The organism is Segatella hominis (genome assembly GCF_019249725.2).
Lineage (GTDB): Bacteria > Bacteroidota > Bacteroidia > Bacteroidales > Bacteroidaceae > Prevotella.
Genome location: NZ_CP137559.1, coordinates 2,539,513 through 2,558,936 on the forward strand (window position 1 = coordinate 2,539,513; position 19,424 = coordinate 2,558,936).

A 19,424-nucleotide genomic window follows, 5' to 3' on the forward strand; every position below is an offset into this window, starting at 1 on the left:
TAAAACGATGACTTGTTTTTATTAACGGCTTCTCAATAGGGATAATGCATAGAGAGGCAGTATGGTGACATGCCTTATGGCATCATCGTCCTGCTTGTCAATGTAATCAAATGATCCAAAATTCTCTAAGGAACAACGGAAGGCTTCGGTGAGCTTTTTCTCTCTCATGAATAGCCAGAGACTCTTCATGCCGCCCTGAGTGCCCGATTTGATTTCGATAGGGGTAATCTTCATGTTGTGGATTTCCAGATAGTCTATCTCGGCAACACTCTTCCCCTTCTGCTCCCAATAAAACATCTTCTGGCGCTGGATGCATGGTTTGTAGCGCATCATCTCGAGTCCGGCAACCATTTCTGTTACACCTCCCTTATTGACAAGTTCCTGAGGTGTGCCGGCTAAAATAAGTTCTATGAGCTGCTGAGACAGGTCGCCTTCCAATTGAAGCACAGCTAACAGTAATCCTGGGTCCAGAAAGAGAACCTTCATGCTTTTCTCGTCAGCTTCCGCATCCAGCGGAATACCATTGCCCGAGGTAGCAACCACAGGAGTAACGATTCCTGCAAGTGTCAACAGGCGGAGGGCTTCTCTGATTTGTGAACTCTGATAATCTGCTGATATTTGCTTGTATGTCAACTTCTCTCCTGCCTGATGACAGATGCCACGCATCGTTGTGCGCAGTAAATCTGGGTTGACTCTCTTTTTATACTTGCTGAAATCATCTTCGTATGTCAGTATGATGTCTTCCTGGATGTTTCTGCATCGGTTGAAATCGTGTGTCTTGGTCCATGCCAGAACAGATTCCGGCATGCCTCCTACAAGCAGGTAGGTGCGGAAGTATTCCACGAGTTTATCATGGAAGGCTTGATCTAAAGACTGGTTTCCGTATGCTTCATTTCGGAGAAGGATGAGCCCTTCTTCGTGATTGGCATACAGAAATTCATCGAAAGTCATCGGATACATGAAGAGCGAGTGAATCCTTCCTACTCCAAAAGTAGGGAGTTCCTGAAGCGTAAATTCCAGAAGTGATCCTGCGGCTATGACATGCAGCTCAGGATAATCTTCCTTGAAGAAGCGTAGTGCCATGATGGCTTCAGGGCATTCCTGGATTTCATCGAGAAAGAGAAGCGTCTTACCTGCTTCTACAGGGACATTGATATAACTACTGATTTTTTTAGCAATCAATCGTACGTCAATATCCCCCTGGAAGAAGGTTTTGATTGCCTTGTTACGTTCGAAGTTTACCTCGGCGAAATACTCGAATTGCTTTCCAAAGTTTTTAACTGCTGATGACTTTCCAACCTGTCGGGCACCACGAAGCAGCAAGGGTTTCCGCATGGAATCTTCCTTCCAGGCGATGAGTTCTGAATCTATGTTTCTATGTATATATTCTGTCATAACCGTAACTCTTTGAATAACAGGTGCAAATATAGTAAAAATACTCAAATCCGAGAAATAAATCGCGTTAAAATACTCAAATCCGAGAAATAATCGGCGGTAAAATACTCAAATCCGAGAAATAATATGCATGAATCAATCTTTAGCACAAAGTTTGCACACCTCCCAGAGGTGGTTATAGTGGTTGCGGTTACAGAAGTTACTAACACATTTCTGCAGGGCATTTTTTGGGTGGTATCAGAAAAAAGTCGTATCTAGACACTAAAGATTTTTTAAAACTGGAATAGTAGACACTTCTTTTTAGCCTTTTAAATCAACTCAAAGCCGTATTTTATGATACTTCTCCTTATTTCATGATACATCGATGATGTTTTTTTTGTAAAGATATTAGTAAGTACTTGATGTTGAAACTTATAACTACAATCTTTGCTTACCATAGATTATTCAATAAGATTTATCATCTTTAGGAATGTTCTGTATTTTTGTTATTATAGCAGAGATTGGCAAACTATTATATAATACCACATTTAATGCTTTCTTTAACGGAAAAAGTTATTTTGAGGCGATTTTTTGCGATTTAAGACCCTCGAAAATGGCGAAATAATGAAGCTGAAATGCAAAAATCAAGTGCCCCAAATGCAGTTTTGGGGGCGATTTAGTAAAGGAATTCAACAAAATGGCAAGCAAGAAAAGGATGATAAGCATGGATTTTCTAAGAATTGAAGAGACAGGAGAATAAGAGAAGAAGAATTTTAGGAGGGTAAACAGACAGTCTAAACGACCATATAACATACTGATAATCAATACTTTCATTTTAGTCTTATACATTAAATCGCTTGTCATAAAGAAAATAAAATCCGGTCATTAATGCCCGGTCATTTTCGGTCATTAAGATTTTCGGGGCGCAAAAAAATGGCTATAATATAATATTAAATTTAATATTGACCGGATTGATTTTTCTTAATGACCGATAATGACCGGTCACTAATGACCAGATGCTTGCTTACCATTTGTATCTTTTCACTTACCCTTGGAAGGCTATTTTCACAAGATTCCGGAAAATTGAATTCAAGTTACCGGAAACTATTGCATCCTACAACACTTTTTTGTACCTTTGCACCAGCAATCGAAAGCAAGCTTCTCTTGTACCAGATTTCGGTCGTCATAGACGACAAACCTTGGTCTTAATAAACGACAGACGCCGGTCGTCAATGATGACCAAAATAAGGGCAAGAAATGGGGTTCTTAGGAAATTGAAATATCAACAAAACATACACTATTTTGTCTGAGCATGCGATGATGGCATTGGCTATATATTAAATATCAAATCCCATGTCTCGCACAAGTTGCTTGACTACATTGACTTTGACGGTTGAAGCATCCTCTTTATCATAGAGAAGAAGTAAAACCACTTGACCATTTTCTACATCAGTAAGGACATTGAAAGTAATGACTCTTGCTCCACCTGATTTTCCTTTGCCTTTAGCTTTGATCGCCATACGGATTTTACGTATGTTTTTTGTAATTTCATCACCTTGCAGAGGGTTGTCCTTAATACTTTCGAGAAATTCCTTGTAGTCTTGTTTAAAACTTGGATATTTCTTAGCAAGACGTTTTGCTTCTTTTGCAAAGTCGTCAGAAACCGATACTGTAATATTACAACTCATCAAGCAAACTATCTGCAGATTGAAGTTTACGCTTTCCGGCAATGGCTTCCTTTACCTCTGTCAAAGCGTTTCTGAGTTCTTTCATCAAGTCGCGCGATGAATCAATACTATGACTTCCGTCATCGGGGAAGATGCGGAAATTTCCTGCACGCGATTTTAGGACTACGTGCTCTCCTGCTTTTGCCAAATTCAGATACTTTGTCTGATTAGTGCGAAAGTCTCTTGTGCTAATTACAACCATCATTCTATATATTTGTTTACGATGCAAAGAAAGTGCTACCTTTCTTCTGCAAAGATACGGTTTTTTATTGAAACTGCAATCAAAATGGTAACCAAATTAACATTATTTGGTTACCAAATAAGCTTTACAAGGGGTAATGGATATGGTTCAAGTATATGAGTCATAATAGGTATCTTCATTATCGCAATCTTAAATGACAAGTTGGACTGAAATCCCGACTTGATGACTGCTGATTTCATCATATTTTGTGAAAAATCATATAGAGATGAGCAAAATATATAAATTTCTGAGCACTTTTATTATTTTTTTCTTACCTTTGCAAACAACTATGCGCTCGTTTCTCAGGAAATAGCACATTTAAATATCAACTGAATAACGGAAAAGATGAAATATGCTTTAGTTACAGGAGCGTCAAGAGGTATTGGAAAAGCCGTGGCTTTACGACTTGCCCAACGGGGCTTCTGCACGATTATCAATTACTTGAACAACCATGAGGCGGCGGAACAGGTAAAACGGGAAATTGAACAAGAGGGCGGCTATGCTGAACTCCTGCCCTTTGATGCGTCTCAGCCTCAACAGATAGAGGCTGCCATAGACCAATGGGAATCTGCGCATCCTGATGAGTGGATCTCCATACTGGTAAATAATGCTGGCATCAGAAGGGATAATGTCATGTTCATGATGTCCAACGATGACTGGCACGATGTCCTCGACACCAACCTCAACGGGTTCTTCTACATCACCCGCAGACTCTTGAAACACATGATGCCCCGCAGACATGGCGGACGTATCATCAATATGGCTTCACTCTCAGGTATCAAGGGAATGGCTGGACAGGTAAACTATAGTGCTGCAAAGGCTGCACTCATCGGAGCTACCAAGGCGCTGGCACAGGAGGTGGCGCCCCGCAACATCACGGTGAACGCTGTAGCTCCTGGATTCATCGCTACAGACATGACTAAGGAGTTGCCTGAAGATGAACTGAAAAAGATGATTCCTGCGGGAAGATTTGGCAAGGCAGAGGAAGTGGCTGCCTTAGTTGATTTCCTTGCCTCTGACGAAGCGGCATACATCACAGGAGAAGTCATCAACATCAATGGGGGGCTCTACACATAATATATATATACTACAAAATAATGGAAAGAAGAGTTGTCATTACAGGAATGGGTATCTGGTCGTGCCTTGGCACAGATCTGGATACTGTCAAGGAATCATTATACGCAGGAAAATCGGGTATCGGAATCCAACCGGAACGATTGGAATACGGCTACCGTTCGGCTTTGACCGGTATAGTGGAGGAACCTGTCATTACCAAACAAATGCTCGACCGCCATACGCGTGCCGGAATGTCTGAAGAGGCTAAATATGCCTATATGGCAAGTGTTCAGGCTTTTCAGCAAGCCGAGATTTCGGATGAGTATCTCCGGGAAAATGAGGTGGGATGTATTTTCGGCAACGATTCTTCTGCCAAACCCGTCATCGAAGCTGCTAAAATCATGGATGAGAAACATGATTCTGCCATGCTCGGATATGGCATCATCTTCCAGTCGATGAACTCTACCGTCAACATGAATCTCAGTACCATCTTCCATCTCCGGGGAATCAACTTCACGGTCAGCTCGGCATGTGCCAGCGGAAGTCATTCCATCGGTTTGGGATATATGATGATCAAACAGGGCTTGCAGGAGATGGTGCTCTGTGGCGGTGCGCAGGAAACCAATTATTACTCCATGGCTTCCTTTGATGCACTCAGCGCCTTCTCTATCCGCATGGACGAACCTGCCAAGGCAAGCCGTCCTTTCGACCGAGACCGCGATGGACTCATTCCAAGTGGTGGAGCTGCCTCTCTGGTACTGGAGGATTACGAGCATGCCAAAGCACGAGGCGCCAATATTCTTGCGGAAGTGGTGGGATATGGTTTCTCCAGCAATGGTGGGGGTATCAGTCAGCCATCAGACGAGGGTAGTGTCATCGCCATGAGCCGTGCGCTGAAATCAGCCAACGTGACGGAAGAGGATATTGACTACATCAACGCTCATGCCACCAGTACACGACAGGGCGATATGTATGAAGCAATCGCCCTCGACAGAATGTTCAACGGCAGACATGCGCTGATTTCTTCTACCAAGGGAATGACCGGGCACGAATGCTGGATGGCGGGAGCTTCGGAGATTGTTTACAGTACGCTGATGATGCAGAACAATTTCGTGGCCCCTAACGTGAACTTTGAAAATCCAGACGAATATTCCGAAAAACTCAATATTGCGACTAAGACGGTAGATACGGAAATCAATACCGTACTGAGCAACAGTTTCGGTTTCGGAGGAACCAACTCGGCTCTGGTCATCAGAAAATTCAAGGAATAACTATTTCTGAAAAGAAAAATAAGCAATCATTATGAATCTATTCAAGTCAGAAAGCGACCGCTATTCACAGGAGCAGTTGTCTGCCCAGGAAGCTCAGCGACAAGCAGAATTCATCGCATGGGGCCCCGTCATCTTCCAGGTTTCCAGACTCATGCTGAAATGGGGTATTCTGGAGGAAATCAGAAACAGTCATGACGGACTGACCCTGGAGGAACTGGAAGGGAAAACCCGCCTCTCCCAGTATGCGCTCAAGATTTTGCTGGAAGCTTCGCTTAGTGCTGGTATCATTCTGATAGACAAGGATTCAGACCGCTATACGATTTCGAAGACGGGGTGGTTTCTGCTCACGGATGCTGCTACCCGGGTAAATATCGACTTCAATCATGATGTCAATTACCAGGGATTGTTTTATCTGGATGAAGCCTTGGAGACCGGGAAACCTGCCGGGCTGAAGACTTTAGGCAACTGGCCTACCATCTACGAGGGATTATCTCAGCTTTCTCCGCAGGTACTGGAGAGCTGGCTCAATTTTGATCATTTCTATAGTGACCATTCTTTCGACAAGGCGCTGGGAATCGTTTTCTCCAAAGATACGAAACATCTGATGGATGTGGGTGGAAATACGGGTGAATTTGCGCTTCGTTGTGTGGATGACAACCCGCTGGTAAATGTCACCATCGTTGACCTGCCTGGACAGATAGGAATGATGAAGAGGAATATTGAGGGCAAAAAGGGAGCTGACAGAATCCATGGCTTTCCTACGGATATTCTGAAAACTGAAAACCAGTTTCCTACCCTGAAAGAGATGGCTCCTGCAGAACAGGGCGACAACTGGGATGCTATCTGGATGAGCCAGTTCTTAGACTGCTTCTCGGAAGAGGAGATATACAGCATTCTGGCAAGAGTGAGTCAAGTGATGTCGGAGAATACTACCTTATACATCATGGAGACTTTCTGGGACCGGCAGAAATACGAGACTGCATCGCTCTGCCTGACCATGACAAGTGTCTATTTCACGGTCATGGCGAATGGAAACAGTAAGATGTATCATTCCGACGACATGATCAGACAGATAGAACGTGCCGGACTCAAGGTAGTAGCCATCCACGATGGAATAGGTCACGGCCATTCGATACTGGAAGTAAAAACAAGAAAGTAAACATTCATATAAAATTTGAACTATCACATGGAAAGAAAAGAAATAGAAGAAAAAGTAAGAAACTTCCTCATTGAGGATTTGGAGATTGATGAAGATAAGATTGCTCCTGAAGCTAAATTGAAGGATGATCTGGGCATAGACAGCCTCGACTTCGTAGATATTGTGGTCATCGTGGAGAAGAACTTCGGATTCAAAATCAAACCGGAAGAAATGCAAGGGGTTACTACCCTCACCCAGTTCTGTGATTATATCGAGAGTAAAGTGGGATAAAAGGGGAAGTGAAGAAGAATACGACTTTCGGTAATGCCTGGATGCATCGCCAACTCATCAACATACTCAGGTTCGTGGACGAGCGTTTCATCTATGTTTTCGCATGGACGATGATCATGCCCGTCTGTTTACTGCTAAATACCAACCACAGCCGCAGCCATGCCTATCGGTTTTTCCGAAATCGCATCGGTCTGGGCAGATGGAGCTCTGCATGGCACACTTACCTCAACCATTGCCTGTTTGCCACGGTTGTGATAGACCGGTTTGCCATGTTTGCCGGCAAAAGGTTTGATATTGAGCAGGAGGGTGCCGAATTTCTGAGAGAGCTGGCTTTTCAGGACGATGGGTTTCTGATGTTCAGTTCCCACATCGGCTGTTATGAGGTGGCTGGCTATTCTCTGACTCCGCCCGGGAAACGCTACAACGCACTTGTATATGGAGGCGAAAAAGACAGGATTATGGAAGGAAGACAGGAACAGTTTTCTGAACACAATATCACGATGATTCCTGTAAAAGAGGACATGAGCCATCTGTTCAAAATCAACGAGGCTCTGGTCAACCATGAGATTGTCAGTATGCCTGCCGACCGGGTGATGGGTTCCTCGAAAACCATTCCAACTGAGTTTTTAGGCAAGACGGCTCATTTTCCATCGGGTCCATTCGCTGTTGCTACGATGCGCAACCTGGAAGTTTTAGCCATCAACGTGATTCGCATTTCCAGAAAAAAGTACAAAATCTTTGTGGTTCCCCTCGCCTATGACAAGCAGGCGCCCCGGAAGCAAAAGATGGAGCAACTTGCCAAGAAATATGCAGAAGAGCTGGAACGTCTTGTGCGACAATATCCAGACCAATGGTACAACTTTTACGATTTCTGGGCAGATAAAAATGCTGAACCATCCATCGCATGATGTAATCAAGATAAAGACATGAATTCAGATATAGATAATCCGGCAGGATTGGAACTCAGCCAAATAGATATACACGAACTTCTGCCTCAACAAGAGCCGTTTGTCATGATAGACCGGCTCGTCTATTGCGATAAGACTGTCACGCTTGCAGAGACAGAAATCAGGAACGACCATATCTTTGTTGAGCATGGGCACCTTACTGCCTCTGGCCTGATAGAGAATATTGCACAGACTTGCGCAGCACGGATTGGATATTACAACTATATTCATAAGAAAGAAATCCAGATTGGTTTTATCGGAGCCATACGCAATATGGACATCCAACAGCTTCCACCTGTGGGGGAAATTCTCACCACCCGTGTAGAAGTGAAAGAAGAAGTCTTCGGAATGACCTTAGCAGAGGCAACCGTTTCCTGGAGAAATCAGGTTTACGTAACGACTGAAATGAAAATTGCCGTTAAAGAGTAAAAAGAAAGAAAGATGAAAGAACTGAAAGAATCCAAAGAATTTGAAATACGTTTCAGCGAAGTCGATTCGATGAACGTAGTTTGGCATGGTTCCTACCCGCTCTATTTCGAGGATGCCCGCGAGGCTTTCGGCAAGAAATACGGGCTGGAATACATGACTTTCTTCGATCATGGCTATTTTGCTCCTATCGTAGAACTCAGTTTTCACTATAAGAAGCCTATCAGATATGGAATGCGTCCACGCATCGACATCATCTATCGTCCTACTGAAGCAGCAAAGATTGTGTTCGATTACGAAATCCACGATCAGGAAGACAATTCTCTTATCGCAACAGGTCATTCCGTACAGGTTTTCATGGATTTGAATTACCAGCTCGTTTGGGATAATCCGCCCTTCTATCAAGAATGGAAAGAGAAACAATTGGCAAATGAGAAATGAGAAATGACAAATGACAAATGAGGTTGAATCATGGCTTACATCATAGCAGATAATATTATTTCTCCATTAGGGGAAACATCCGAGGAAAATTACCTGTCAGTAAAAGCTGGCAGGTCGGGCATCCGTGCTTATGAGCCTGGAACATGCAATATTCCAGAAGGATTCTACGCCTCTCTGCTATTCGAAGACTTCGAGACTTTGGCCCTAAAATCTGCACAAAAAGCCATTGCTAATGCGCAACTGGAACTAAAAGGAAAGCGCACAGCTTTTATTCTCAGTTCTACGAAAGGAAATATTGAAGAAAATATTTCCTTGGCTGATTCTGCGCAAAGAATAGCCAGCCAGTTGGGAATAGACTCCCAACCTATTGTCGTTTGTAATGCTTGTATTTCCGGACTATCTGCCTTGATTTTGGGCAACAGACTGATAGATTCTGACCTGTATGATGCTGCCATCGTATGTGGTTGCGACACGCCCCGGCAATTCATCCTGTCCGGTTTTCAATCCTTGAAAGCGCTTTCCCCTGAGCCTTGTCGCCCATTTGACATGGAACGGATGGGACTCAATTTAGGCGAAGCTGCTGCTACCCTTATTCTGAGCAAAAATCCTATCCAGGGAAATTCCTGGCGAATGGGGGATGGTTTCATCAGAAATGACGCTTTCCATATCAGCACCCCCTCCAAAACTGCAGATGGTCTGTATCTGTCCCTCCAAAGAACTTTGGAATCCTTCACGAAAGAGATTTCATCCACTTGCAAACAGATAGACTTGAAAGAGCATCTGGCTTTCATCAATGCTCATGGCACAGCCACACTTTTTAATGACCAGATGGAATCTGTTGCCATCGGCAGAGCAGGACTGTCAGATCTGCCCGCCAATGCCTACAAAAGTTTCTGGGGGCATACGATGGGAGCTGCCGGCATTCTCGAAACCATCATCAGCATGAAAGCAATTGATGATGATACGATTTTGGGAACCAGAGGTTTTTCTGAACTGGGAGTTTCCGGGAAAATGAATATCTGTGCTGAAAACCGACCAACTGACAAGAAAGGCTTCATCAAGATGTTGTCTGGATTCGGAGGTTGTAATGCTACAATATGGGCAGCCCAAAAACCAGAAAGAGAGAATATTGCTTTATCGCAAATTGAACAACAGAATCGTGAATTCACGACCACTCACACGATAAGGATTACGCCCGAAGAGGTGATATTGGACCAACGGAAGATTTGGGAAGGTAAGGAGGAACTGGGAGAACAGGAAGGACTGGAACATCATTCTCTCCTGACATCTCTCTACAAACAGATGATAGGCGACTATCCGAAATTCTACAAAATGGATGGACTCAGCCGCCTGGGGTTTGTGGCCTCAGAAATCCTGTTGAATGCAGAAAAGGGAGAAACGGACAAGGAAAGGGCAATCATCTTTTTCAACCATTCCTCTTCCATCGCCTCTGACAGGAACTATAAGGAATCTATAAACGATAAAGACAATTATTTTCCAAGTCCTTCCATCTTCGTCTATACGTTGCCCAACATCGTAACGGGCGAGATTGCCATCAGGAATCATTTTCATGGTGAAACCTCCTTCTTCATCCTGCCCGATAAAGACGAAAGGATGATGGAGGAAATCCTGCAGGCTTCCTGTCGGGACGCTCAAAGCAAGAGTTTCCTGACAGGTTGGATTGATTATGAAGACGAAAGGCATTTCGAAGCGGATCTGAAGATCAAGAAAATGAGAAATTACAAATGAGAAATAAAATATTAAAATCATATAAATAAAATCGTATGGAAGAATTGATTAAAGAACTCAAGGAGGAAATCATAGAGGCATTAAACCTCGAAGAAATGACTCCTGAAGATATTGATGAGAACGATGCACTCTTTGGAGACGGACTGGGACTGGACTCGATTGATGCGCTGGAACTCATCGTCTTGCTGGATAAAAAATATGGAATCAAATTGGCTAACCCTGCTGAAGGTAAGGCTATTTTCAAAAGTATTGCCACGATTGCAGACTATGTGAGCAAGAACAGAAAGAAATGAATATTGCTATCACAGGCGAAGGCATTATTTCTGCCATCGGCACTAATAAAGAGGAAGTGTTGCAGTCTCTGCTCGCCCATAAGTCGGGAATCAAAGAGATGCAATTTCTACAGTCGGTTCATCACGAACTGCCTGTAGGAGAGGTCGCTTTGTCTAATGAGCAAATGAAAAAACGGCTCGGCATTCCAGAAAAACAACTGATGAGTCGCACAGAACTCATGGGAATCCTTGCCATCCGGCAAGCTCTGGAGGATGCAGGAATCGACCTTTCTTCTGTCTCTGCTTCCAATAAGAAGATCGTCCTCGTTTCGGGAACGACGGTTGGCGGAATGGACCTTACTGAACAGAGTTTCAACCCACTCTACGAGCAATTTCAGTCACAGAAGGAAACGAAGGTGGAAGAACTGGCTTTTCTCAACCACCACGATGGAGGCAACTGCACACAGAAGATTGCTGATTATTTCAGGAATGAATCGGGCACAGGACAAGGTGGATTTGATGAATTGACCACCATCTCTACTGCCTGTTCTTCTGCCGCCAACGCCATCATGTTGGGAGCCAAACTATTAGAAACCGGTGAAGCAGACATCGTTGTTGCCGGAGGTTCAGAAGCACTTTCCCGTTTCCATCTCAACGGTTTCAATTCCCTGATGATTCTCGACAAGAAGCGCTGCCGCCCGTTTGATGCAACCCGCGCAGGATTGAACTTGGGAGAAGGCGCTGCATTCGTAGTCTTGGAATCAGAATCTGCCGCCCGCCAACAAGGGAAAACGCCCCATGCTTACCTTACCGGTTATGGCAATGCCTGCGATGCGTACCACCAGACCGCTTCGTCTGAGAATGGAGAAGGAGCTTTCTTGGCGATGAAAGAAGCCTTGAATATGGCACACATAGAACCGGAAGACATCCAATATGTAAATGCACATGGTACTGGTACTCCCAATAATGACCAGAGCGAATCCAAATCTCTCAAACGGTTATTTGGCAGGAAGATGCCTTGGATTTCAAGTACAAAATCATTTACCGGACATACTACCAGCGCATCGGGAAGCATAGAGGCGGTCATCTGTCTGCTTGCCATGCAGCATCATTTCATCCCAGCCAATCTCGGTTGGGAAAAACAGATGGAAAACGGTATTATTCCTTGCACAGGCATCGAAAACGTAAGGCTGGAAAACGTTCTCTGCAATTCCTTTGGATTTGGCGGAAATGACAGTTCGCTCATTTTTTCTACTCATCCGACAGAAGAGGAAGCAACACAGACTGAAAGGGAGCCTCAGCAGACTGCCAGCAACATCCGTATTCTTTCAACTGTAGAGATTAACTCAGAAGAGGATTTGTCCGACATCCGCAAATATGTAAAGCCATTAGAAGCCAGGAGAATGGGCAAGATCATGAAAAGTTCATTACTCTCCTCTTTAGAGGCTTTGGAAAAAGCAGGAATAGCCACCCCGGATGCCATCATCACGGGCACTACTTATGGATGTTTGGAAAATAGTGAGAAATTGCTTGTCCAACTGAAAGAAGAAGGGGAAGATATGCTCAAACCTACTTATTTCATGCAGAGTACCCACAACACCATAGGCAGCAATATTGCAATCAAGACCCATTGTCATGGTTACAACATCACCTATACGCAGGGCGAAGATTCTCTTGACTGGGCCATCCGTGATGCGAAAATGCTATTAGCAAGTGGAAAAGCAAAAACGGTTTTGGTGGGCTGCCATGATGAAAGCACCCCGCTATTAAACCAGTTAAGAACACAGAGTGGAGAAAAAGCCTTGCCTTCCATCCATTCTATAGCGATGGTATTATCATGTGGCGAGTAATATTTCTGGCTATCACGCAGAGCATGCTTTTAGCGGCAGGACAGGTATGTCTGAAGTTTGCCCTACAGAAAATGCATCCCTTCGGTTGGACAAGAGATTTCTGGCTAAGTCTCCTGTTCAACTGGCAGTTTGCCTGCTGTGGACTTTTCTTCGGCGCAGCCTCCCTCCTATGGATGTATATTGTAAAACATTTCCCGCTCAGCGTTGCTTACCCGATGGTGAGCATCACATACATCTTCGGAATGCTGGCAGCCATCCTGTTCTTTCATGAACAAGTGTCGGTCTGGAAATGGTTAGGTATTGGGTTCATCATGATAGGTTGTTGCCTCATCGCAAAATGATGCCTCATCAGTATAGGTTCATCGCAAAATAGATTAAACGAATAATAGATAATCAAGATGAAAAAGTTATTGTTTTTAATCATGTTTATCAGCTTATGCCTTTCTTCCATCTCTGCCCAGCAGAAGGTGAACGAGGCACAAGTCAGGCAGCAGATAGGCGCTGTTGCTTCCCGCATGAAGTCGATGCAATGCGATTTCGTACAGACCAAGCATCTCAGAATGCTCAATGAGAAAATGGTTTCGCGGGGCAAGATGTATTACCAGCAGGGCAACAGACTCAGATGGGAATACACCTCTCCTTATGCTTATACATTTGTAATCAACGGATCCAAAGTTCTCATCCGGAAAAATAAGCGGAGCGATGTGATCAACGTGAACCAAAGCAAGATGTTCAAGGAAATAGCCCGCATCATGATGAATAGCGTTGTGGGAAATTGCCTCAACGACAAGAGGGATTTCAAAGTCTCACTTACCGGTTCTTCTTCTGAATACATCGCCACGCTCTATCCTCAACAGAAACAAATGAAAATGCTGTTTCAGAAGATCATACTCCACTTTCATAAAACAAGATCTGTGGTTACCCAGGTGGAACTCATAGAGAAAAAGGGAGACAGAACGATTATTGAACTGAAAAATATCAAGACCAATGCTGCCATCAATACGAAAGTTTTTCAAGTCAATTAGTCTTTGTGGACTCTTTTCTATGAGTCTTTTGGGACTCTTTTCCCTATTTCCCCTCCTACCCATTTCAGCTCAAGACATCGCAGACCAGCATCCTTTACCCGACAGTATCGGGAGCAAGATGAAATATAATGCGACAATTGAGATGAAGAAAGGTTATCTGAGCGGAATTTGCATGCTGATAAGAGATAAGGACGGCTACAAGGGAAGCATTTTCAATGAATTTGGAATCTCTGTTCTCGACTTTACCTACCAGCCGGTCACAGGAAAAGTGAAACTGGAAAATGTCATCCAGTTGCTTGACAAATGGTACATCAAGCGCCTGCTCAAGCAAGATCTCTCCCAGGTTATCAAAAACCTACAAAATGGCATTTCCATATACGATAATAAAAAATACAAAATCCATTATCAATTCACAGAAATGGAAGAAACAATGGAAGAAAAAGAGGAATTGGAGGATAAAGAAAGAATGGAGGAAAAAGAGGATTTGAAGGAAAAAGTGGAATTGAAGGAAAAAGAGGAATTGGAGGAAAAAGTGGATAAAAAACAAAAATAAACAGGACGATGCAACTGAAAAATCATCTTTATACAATTGTCGAAACAGACAAACAGGGAAACTTACAGCAGAAGGAAGCAGCAGGCTTGCAGCAGAAAGAAGCAGCAGGCTTACAGCAGAAATGCCAAGAAGTCCTTTCGAGCAGAAGCAATACTTCCTTTCGTCTTCGCCTCAACCCTGAGCATTTCATCTATCAGGCTCATTTCCCTGGCGAACCTGTTACGCCGGGAGTCTGTATTCTACAAATCGGAAAGGAATTGTTAGCAGAACTTCTCCAGGAATCTTTGGAGATTACCCACGTCAAAAACGTGAAATTCCTCTCTGTTATTTCTCCTCTTAAAGAAAAGGAAATCTCTTATACCTTCAAGAAAATTGAAACTTCAGAAGATTCCCAAGAGGTTAAAGCACAAATCATCGTTGCTTCCGATGAAGAGACAAAAGCTAAAATCTCTTTCACGTGCAGAAAAAAATGAGAAATGAGAAAGGGAGGAGGAAATTAATAAAGGAATAAATGGAAGATAAGTTGGAACAACAGAAAAGACTTTTAAGAGCAAGAGGAATCTGCGTGATCATCCCTACTTTCAATAATGAGAAAACCATTGGGGAAGTAGTGAAGGAGACGCTCTGCTTTTGTGATGATGTCATTGTCGTCAATGATGGCTGTACAGACAGTACTGCTCAAATCATTGGGGAGATTGACAACATTACTGTTGTCGCTTATTCTCAAAACCGAGGTAAGGGCTACGCTCTCCAGCAAGGTTTCAGAAAAGCCTTGTCCATGAGATTTGCCTACGCCATTACATTAGATGCGGATGGCCAGCATAAACCTGAAGATATTCCGCTCTTTCTGAAAGCCAATCAGGAACATCCGGGAGCTCTCATCATTGGAGCAAGACCACTCCAAGGTGTTGAACGTTCCAAGGGAAGTGATTTTGCCAATCAATTCTCCAACTTCTGGTTCTTCGTACAAACTGGAAAACGATTGGAAGATACCCAGACCGGTTATCGCCTCTACCCTCTGCACAAGCTCCACGGTTTATCCCTGCTCACCAACAGATACGAAGCCGAATTGGAACTCTTGGTTTTCGCCTCCTGGCACGGAACGGAGATTGTTTCCATCCCTATTCAGGTATATTATCCGCCACGCAAAGAACGGGTAAGCCATTTCCGACCAGGCATGGATTTCGCTCGCATCAGCCTCCTCAACACCCTATTGTGTGTGTTGGCAATTATCTATGGTCTGCCTTGCCGTCTTTACCGCAAGATGGCAACATTTCTGAGAACGGCTTATTCCCTGTCGTTCTTCCTCTTCTTTATGATGGTTATCATCACGCCCTTGGCCTGGCTCTACATCAAAATCGGAAGGATGACCGAAAAGAAACAGGTTCGGCTCCATGAACTAATCTATCATGCAGCCAGATTTGTGATGATTCATCACGGCATCCCCGGCACTAAATTCATCAGAAAAGTCGGCGGTATGATCATCAAGGGAAAAGAACCGGTAAGATTCGATTTTGATAAGCCCCGCATCATCATCTGCAACCACCAGTCGCATTTGGATCTGATGTGCCAACTGGTCTTTACACCCAAGATTGTGTTTCTGACAAACCAATGGGTTTGGAACAATCCTACTTATGGCTTCCTGATTCGTCATGCAGAATATCTTCCCGTAATAGAGGGTCTGGAACCGCTAATGCCGCAACTCCGTTCGCTGACAGATCGGGGTTACAGTATTGCCGTTTATCCCGAAGGAACCCGTTCCAAGGACTGTCGTATAGGCAGATTCCATCAGGGAGCATTCTATCTGTCGCAGGAACTCGGATTGGAAATATTGCCTATGTACCTTTATGGACCAGGCAAAATCCTCCCTAAGAAAACCTACCATCTGCGCAAGGGTATCTTCTATATCGAAGTGGGAAATCCGATAAGCAGGAAGGAATTGCAAGCCATGGGAGAATTGAGAAAACAAGCCTCCACATTGCGCAAACAATATAAGGAGAAATACGAAGAAATCGCAAACGAAATAGAAAAAAGAGTCTGAATTGAAAAGATTAATTATTATAGGAAGTGGACTGGGAGGTCTGTCATGTGGCGTGATTTTAGCCAAGAATGGTTATCACGTTACGCTGTTGGAGCAGTCGCAGCAAATAGGCGGTTGCTTGCAATGCTTCTGTCGCCATGGTGCAAAGTTTGAAACCGGAATGCACTTTATCGGAAGTGCTGCAGAAGGTCAGACTCTGTCCAAACTGATGCGCTATCTGGAGATAGACAAGGATGTGGAACTTTCCCAACTGGATCCTTCCGGTTATGATGTGGTAGCCTTGGCTGGCAAGAAATACAAGTTTGCCAATGGCAGAGAGCATTTCATCCAGCAGATGACTGAATACTTTCCCGACCAGCATGAGAATCTCATCAGATATTACAATCTGGTGGAAAAAATCGCCCAGGCTTCTTCCCTGCACGCTCTGAAAGATGCAGAATCAGATTCCGCCATCAACACAGAATACCAGCTGCGCTCCATCAACGAGGTAATTGACGAACTGATTACCGACCCTACTCTGGCGAAAGTACTGGTGGGCAATCTCCCCCTCTACGCAGCAGAGAAAGACAAGACTCCCTTCTCTACCCATGCCTTCATCATGGATTTCTACAACCAGAGTGCTTATCGCATAAAGGGAGGAAGCGATTCTGTTGCCCAAGCACTTGCCAATACGCTCCAGAGATACGGAGGAGAAATACTTACTCTCCATCAGGCAAGACACATCGTCTGCGACGACAAACAGGCAACGGGAATAGAGGTTTGGAACAAAAAGGAAAAGAAAACCGTATTCTTCCCTTGCGACTACGTGATCTCAGATGCGCACCCCAAACGCACCTTAGAAATACTCGACACCAAACTGATACGGCCTGCCTACAGAAACCGCATCAACAGCATTCCCCAAACAGTAGGCTGCTTCTCTGTTTTCCTGCGGTTCAAGGAACATGAAGTGCCCTACCTCAACTACAATTACTATGGTTATCAGGGCAATACGCCATGGAATTGTGAAAATTACTCGGAAACATCCTGGCCCAAAGGATTTCTGTATATGCATTTCTGTGCAGACTCCACCCCAACAACCTACGCTTCATCAGGAGTTATTCTCTCCTATATGAAGATGGAAGAAGTGGCCCGCTGGAAAGGTTCTTCCGTAGGAAAGAGAGGAGAGGAATATGAAACTTTCAAGCGCCAGAAAGCAGAAAAGCTGTTGGACGTTGTGGAGACTCATTTCCCTGGACTCAGAGATCATATTGCGGAATACTATACTGCCACCCCACTTACCTATCTCGACTATACGGGAACAGAGGACGGAGCCATGTATGGTATTGCCAAAGACATCACGAAGGGAGCTGCATACAGGGTGCCCCAACGCACCAAAGTGCCTAATGTATTTCAGACAGGACAAAACATCAACTCCCACGGAATGTTGGGAGTCCTGGTAGGAACCATCGTAACTTGCTCGGAGTTTCTGACTGCCAGGACCATTTACGAACAGATAAAAAAATGTAACGAATGAAGACGGCTATCATCATAGGAGGAGGTTTGGGAGGACTGTTTACTGGAGCCATCCTTGCCAAGGAAGGCTTACGGGTTACTGTGCTCGAAAAGAACGCTACGGCTGGTGGTGGACTCCAGAGTTTCCATCGCTTCGGTGAATCCTTTGATACAGGAATGCACGTCATAGGCGGAATGCAACCTGGCGGAAACATCTACCGCATCTGCGAATACTTGGGCATCCTGGACCAGGTGAAAATCAAAGATGTAGATGCAGACTGTACAGACTGCCTTTACTTTGCAGAAGACCAGCAGACCTACCAGCTCCAGAAAGGAAAAGAAGGTTTCATCAACTCTTTATCCGCTTATTTCCCGGAAGAACGGGAAAATCTGCAACGCTATGTAGATGCCATATTTGCCATTAGCGACTCCATCGACCTGTTTCATCTCCGTCCTACGACCGATTACCTTCAGGTTCATACCGATGAGTTTCTGATGGCAGCAGATGCTTTTGTTGCAAAATACATTCAGAATCCCAAACTCCGGAGCATCGTTTCCTACATGAATCCGCTTTATGGAGGCCGACAGAACGAGACCCCAGCCTTTGTCCACGCCATCATCTCCACTCTCTACATCCAAGGCACCAGCCGGTTTGTGGGAGGAAGTCAACATTTTGCCCAACTGCTTGTTTCTGTGATCGAACAGGCAGGAGGAAAGGTGCTCACCCATACAGAAGTAGAATGGGTGGAAGTCAACAACCGCCATGTGGAGTACGTAAGAACCCGGCAAGGAGAAATCTTTCAGGGCGACTACTTCATCTCAGCCATTCACCCTTGCACCCTCTTGAAACGGATGCCCGAAAAAGCTTTCCCCAAGGCTTATAGAGAGCGCCTGAATCAGATTCCAAATTCCTATTCAGCGTTTTCCGTCTATATCAAACTGAAGCCCGACTGCTTCCCATACATCAATCATTCGGAATATTACATGACCCGATACGATGAAATATGGAAATTCGGCGAACAGCACGACACCTGGCCTTTAGGCTTCCTTTTGATGACTCCGCCAGACGAGAACCAGGGCAAATACAGTTCAAAAGTCCTCATCACCGCACCTATGCTCTATGATGAAGTAAAGAAATGGGAACAGACCACCGTGGGGCACCGGGGCGAGGAATACGAAACCTGGAAAGCTCAGAAAGCACAACAGCTCCTCTCTCATATCGAAGAAATTCACCCGGGGTTCGGAGCATGCATCGACAGAATCATCACGGCTTCTCCGTTGACCATTCGCGACTTTTATGGAGTGAAAGACGGAGCGCTGAGCGGATTCAGCAAGGACTATAAAAACATCGCATTATCGCAGGTTCCCGTAGTCACCAAGGTAGATAACCTGTTGCTGACAGGTCAGAACAACAACCTTCATGGTTTCTGTGGCGTTCCCCTGACGGCAATCAATACCGCAGAAGCTATTTTAGGAAGAAATTCCATACTCCATAAAATAAACGAAATCGGTAAGAATGAAAATTAAACCG

Annotated in this window: 20 protein-coding genes; 17 read left to right on the forward strand and 3 right to left on the reverse strand. The window is 44.4% G+C overall.

Annotation, left to right across the window (positions count from 1 at the left end; genetic code table 11):
* Positions 1-21: 21 nt before the first annotated feature.
* From KUA50_RS10345 to KUA50_RS10355, 3 genes are all read right to left on the reverse strand, one after another.
* Positions 22-1,395 (reverse strand): ATP-binding protein, encoded by a 1,374-nt coding sequence (locus KUA50_RS10345; protein ID WP_218457234.1) that lies wholly within the window; start codon positions 1,393-1,395, stop codon positions 22-24.
* A 1,316-nt stretch (positions 1,396-2,711) separates the two neighbouring features.
* Positions 2,712-3,062, reverse strand: coding sequence for an addiction module toxin RelE (locus KUA50_RS10350; RefSeq protein ID WP_218457235.1), 351 nt, complete (start codon positions 3,060-3,062; stop codon positions 2,712-2,714).
* Entirely contained in the window at positions 3,052-3,306 is a 255-nt protein-coding gene (locus tag KUA50_RS10355; RefSeq protein WP_022110654.1) for a hypothetical protein, read from the reverse strand. Before KUA50_RS10355 ends, KUA50_RS10350 begins: the two co-directional genes overlap by 11 nt.
* 381 nt (positions 3,307-3,687) lie before the next feature.
* On the opposite strand from KUA50_RS10355, the gene fabG reads away from it, so the two are divergent.
* The 17 genes from fabG to KUA50_RS10440 all read left to right on the forward strand — a co-directional run bounded on the left by fabG (position 3,688) and on the right by KUA50_RS10440 (position 19,420).
* On the forward strand, positions 3,688-4,419 hold the full coding sequence (fabG, locus tag KUA50_RS10360; RefSeq protein WP_218457236.1) for a 3-oxoacyl-ACP reductase FabG: 732 nt from the start codon (positions 3,688-3,690) through the stop codon (positions 4,417-4,419).
* 20 nt (positions 4,420-4,439) lie between these two features.
* Positions 4,440-5,669 carry a beta-ketoacyl-[acyl-carrier-protein] synthase family protein gene (locus KUA50_RS10365; RefSeq protein WP_022110656.1) on the forward strand — a complete coding sequence of 410 codons (1,230 nt, stop codon included), beginning with the start codon at positions 4,440-4,442 and terminating at the stop codon, positions 5,667-5,669.
* Positions 5,670-5,700: 31 nt separating this feature from the next.
* The gene (locus tag KUA50_RS10370; RefSeq protein WP_218457237.1) at positions 5,701-6,828 is read left to right on the forward strand and encodes a methyltransferase; all 1,128 of its coding nucleotides are present in this window, start codon (positions 5,701-5,703) and stop codon (positions 6,826-6,828) included.
* Between the two features lie 27 nt (positions 6,829-6,855).
* Entirely contained in the window at positions 6,856-7,098 is a 243-nt protein-coding gene (locus tag KUA50_RS10375; RefSeq protein WP_218457238.1) for an acyl carrier protein, read from the forward strand.
* Positions 7,099-7,106: 8 nt separating this feature from the next.
* Positions 7,107-8,006 carry a lysophospholipid acyltransferase family protein gene (locus KUA50_RS10380; protein WP_318346024.1) on the forward strand — a complete coding sequence of 300 codons (900 nt, stop codon included), beginning with the start codon at positions 7,107-7,109 and terminating at the stop codon, positions 8,004-8,006.
* Between the two features lie 18 nt (positions 8,007-8,024).
* Positions 8,025-8,474: a pseudouridylate synthase gene (locus KUA50_RS10385; protein ID WP_218457239.1), complete on the forward strand. Its 450-nt coding sequence runs from the start codon at positions 8,025-8,027 to the stop codon at positions 8,472-8,474.
* A gap of 12 nt (positions 8,475-8,486) precedes the next feature.
* Positions 8,487-8,912 (forward strand): acyl-CoA thioesterase, encoded by a 426-nt coding sequence (locus KUA50_RS10390; RefSeq protein ID WP_218457240.1) that lies wholly within the window; start codon positions 8,487-8,489, stop codon positions 8,910-8,912.
* A 30-nt stretch (positions 8,913-8,942) separates the two neighbouring features.
* Entirely contained in the window at positions 8,943-10,661 is a 1,719-nt protein-coding gene (locus KUA50_RS10395) for a beta-ketoacyl synthase N-terminal-like domain-containing protein (protein WP_218457241.1), read from the forward strand.
* A 35-nt stretch (positions 10,662-10,696) separates the two neighbouring features.
* Complete coding sequence (locus tag KUA50_RS10400; RefSeq protein WP_022110663.1) at positions 10,697-10,954, forward strand: phosphopantetheine-binding protein; 258 nt, start codon at positions 10,697-10,699, stop codon at positions 10,952-10,954.
* The gene (locus KUA50_RS10405) at positions 10,951-12,783 is read left to right on the forward strand and encodes a beta-ketoacyl-[acyl-carrier-protein] synthase family protein (RefSeq protein WP_218457242.1); all 1,833 of its coding nucleotides are present in this window, start codon (positions 10,951-10,953) and stop codon (positions 12,781-12,783) included. Before KUA50_RS10400 ends, KUA50_RS10405 begins: the two co-directional genes overlap by 4 nt.
* The gene (locus KUA50_RS10410) at positions 12,771-13,124 is read left to right on the forward strand and encodes an EamA family transporter (protein ID WP_218457243.1); all 354 of its coding nucleotides are present in this window, start codon (positions 12,771-12,773) and stop codon (positions 13,122-13,124) included. The genes KUA50_RS10405 and KUA50_RS10410 overlap by 13 nt, the downstream gene beginning before the upstream one ends.
* Positions 13,125-13,181: 57 nt before the next feature.
* A complete protein-coding gene (locus KUA50_RS10415; protein WP_134843906.1) occupies positions 13,182-13,808 on the forward strand; it encodes a LolA family protein in 627 nt (208 codons plus the stop codon).
* A gap of 118 nt (positions 13,809-13,926) precedes the next feature.
* Complete coding sequence (locus KUA50_RS10420) at positions 13,927-14,361, forward strand: hypothetical protein (protein WP_256624293.1); 435 nt, start codon at positions 13,927-13,929, stop codon at positions 14,359-14,361.
* Positions 14,362-14,369: 8 nt separating this feature from the next.
* Positions 14,370-14,834 (forward strand): hydroxymyristoyl-ACP dehydratase, encoded by a 465-nt coding sequence (locus KUA50_RS10425; protein WP_218457244.1) that lies wholly within the window; start codon positions 14,370-14,372, stop codon positions 14,832-14,834.
* Positions 14,835-14,872: 38 nt separating this feature from the next.
* Entirely contained in the window at positions 14,873-16,402 is a 1,530-nt protein-coding gene (locus KUA50_RS10430) for a glycosyltransferase (RefSeq protein ID WP_218457245.1), read from the forward strand.
* 1 nt (position 16,403) lies between these two features.
* The gene (locus KUA50_RS10435; RefSeq protein WP_218457246.1) at positions 16,404-17,915 is read left to right on the forward strand and encodes a phytoene desaturase family protein; all 1,512 of its coding nucleotides are present in this window, start codon (positions 16,404-16,406) and stop codon (positions 17,913-17,915) included.
* Positions 17,912-19,420 carry a phytoene desaturase family protein gene (locus tag KUA50_RS10440; RefSeq protein WP_218457247.1) on the forward strand — a complete coding sequence of 503 codons (1,509 nt, stop codon included), beginning with the start codon at positions 17,912-17,914 and terminating at the stop codon, positions 19,418-19,420. The genes KUA50_RS10435 and KUA50_RS10440 overlap by 4 nt, the downstream gene beginning before the upstream one ends.
* Positions 19,421-19,424: the final 4 nt, after the last annotated feature.

Bases quoted from the DNA above. Each gene is read 5' to 3' on its own strand.
- KUA50_RS10345 (WP_218457234.1), bottom strand. From the start codon at position 1,395: ATGACAGAATATATACATAGAAACATAGATTCAGAACTCATCGCCTGG.
- KUA50_RS10350 (WP_218457235.1), bottom strand. From the start codon at position 3,062: ATGAGTTGTAATATTACAGTATCGGTTTCTGACGACTTTGCAAAAGAA.
- KUA50_RS10355 (WP_022110654.1), bottom strand. From the start codon at position 3,306: ATGATGGTTGTAATTAGCACAAGAGACTTTCGCACTAATCAGACAAAG.
- fabG (WP_218457236.1), top strand. From the start codon at position 3,688: ATGAAATATGCTTTAGTTACAGGAGCGTCAAGAGGTATTGGAAAAGCC.
- KUA50_RS10365 (WP_022110656.1), top strand. From the start codon at position 4,440: ATGGAAAGAAGAGTTGTCATTACAGGAATGGGTATCTGGTCGTGCCTT.
- KUA50_RS10370 (WP_218457237.1), top strand. From the start codon at position 5,701: ATGAATCTATTCAAGTCAGAAAGCGACCGCTATTCACAGGAGCAGTTG.
- KUA50_RS10375 (WP_218457238.1), top strand. From the start codon at position 6,856: ATGGAAAGAAAAGAAATAGAAGAAAAAGTAAGAAACTTCCTCATTGAG.
- KUA50_RS10385 (WP_218457239.1), top strand. From the start codon at position 8,025: ATGAATTCAGATATAGATAATCCGGCAGGATTGGAACTCAGCCAAATA.
- KUA50_RS10390 (WP_218457240.1), top strand. From the start codon at position 8,487: ATGAAAGAACTGAAAGAATCCAAAGAATTTGAAATACGTTTCAGCGAA.
- KUA50_RS10395 (WP_218457241.1), top strand. From the start codon at position 8,943: ATGGCTTACATCATAGCAGATAATATTATTTCTCCATTAGGGGAAACA.
- KUA50_RS10400 (WP_022110663.1), top strand. From the start codon at position 10,697: ATGGAAGAATTGATTAAAGAACTCAAGGAGGAAATCATAGAGGCATTA.
- KUA50_RS10405 (WP_218457242.1), top strand. From the start codon at position 10,951: ATGAATATTGCTATCACAGGCGAAGGCATTATTTCTGCCATCGGCACT.
- KUA50_RS10410 (WP_218457243.1), top strand. From the start codon at position 12,771: ATGTGGCGAGTAATATTTCTGGCTATCACGCAGAGCATGCTTTTAGCG.
- KUA50_RS10415 (WP_134843906.1), top strand. From the start codon at position 13,182: ATGAAAAAGTTATTGTTTTTAATCATGTTTATCAGCTTATGCCTTTCT.
- KUA50_RS10420 (WP_256624293.1), top strand. From the start codon at position 13,927: ATGAAATATAATGCGACAATTGAGATGAAGAAAGGTTATCTGAGCGGA.
- KUA50_RS10425 (WP_218457244.1), top strand. From the start codon at position 14,370: ATGCAACTGAAAAATCATCTTTATACAATTGTCGAAACAGACAAACAG.
- KUA50_RS10430 (WP_218457245.1), top strand. From the start codon at position 14,873: ATGGAAGATAAGTTGGAACAACAGAAAAGACTTTTAAGAGCAAGAGGA.
- KUA50_RS10440 (WP_218457247.1), top strand. From the start codon at position 17,912: ATGAAGACGGCTATCATCATAGGAGGAGGTTTGGGAGGACTGTTTACT.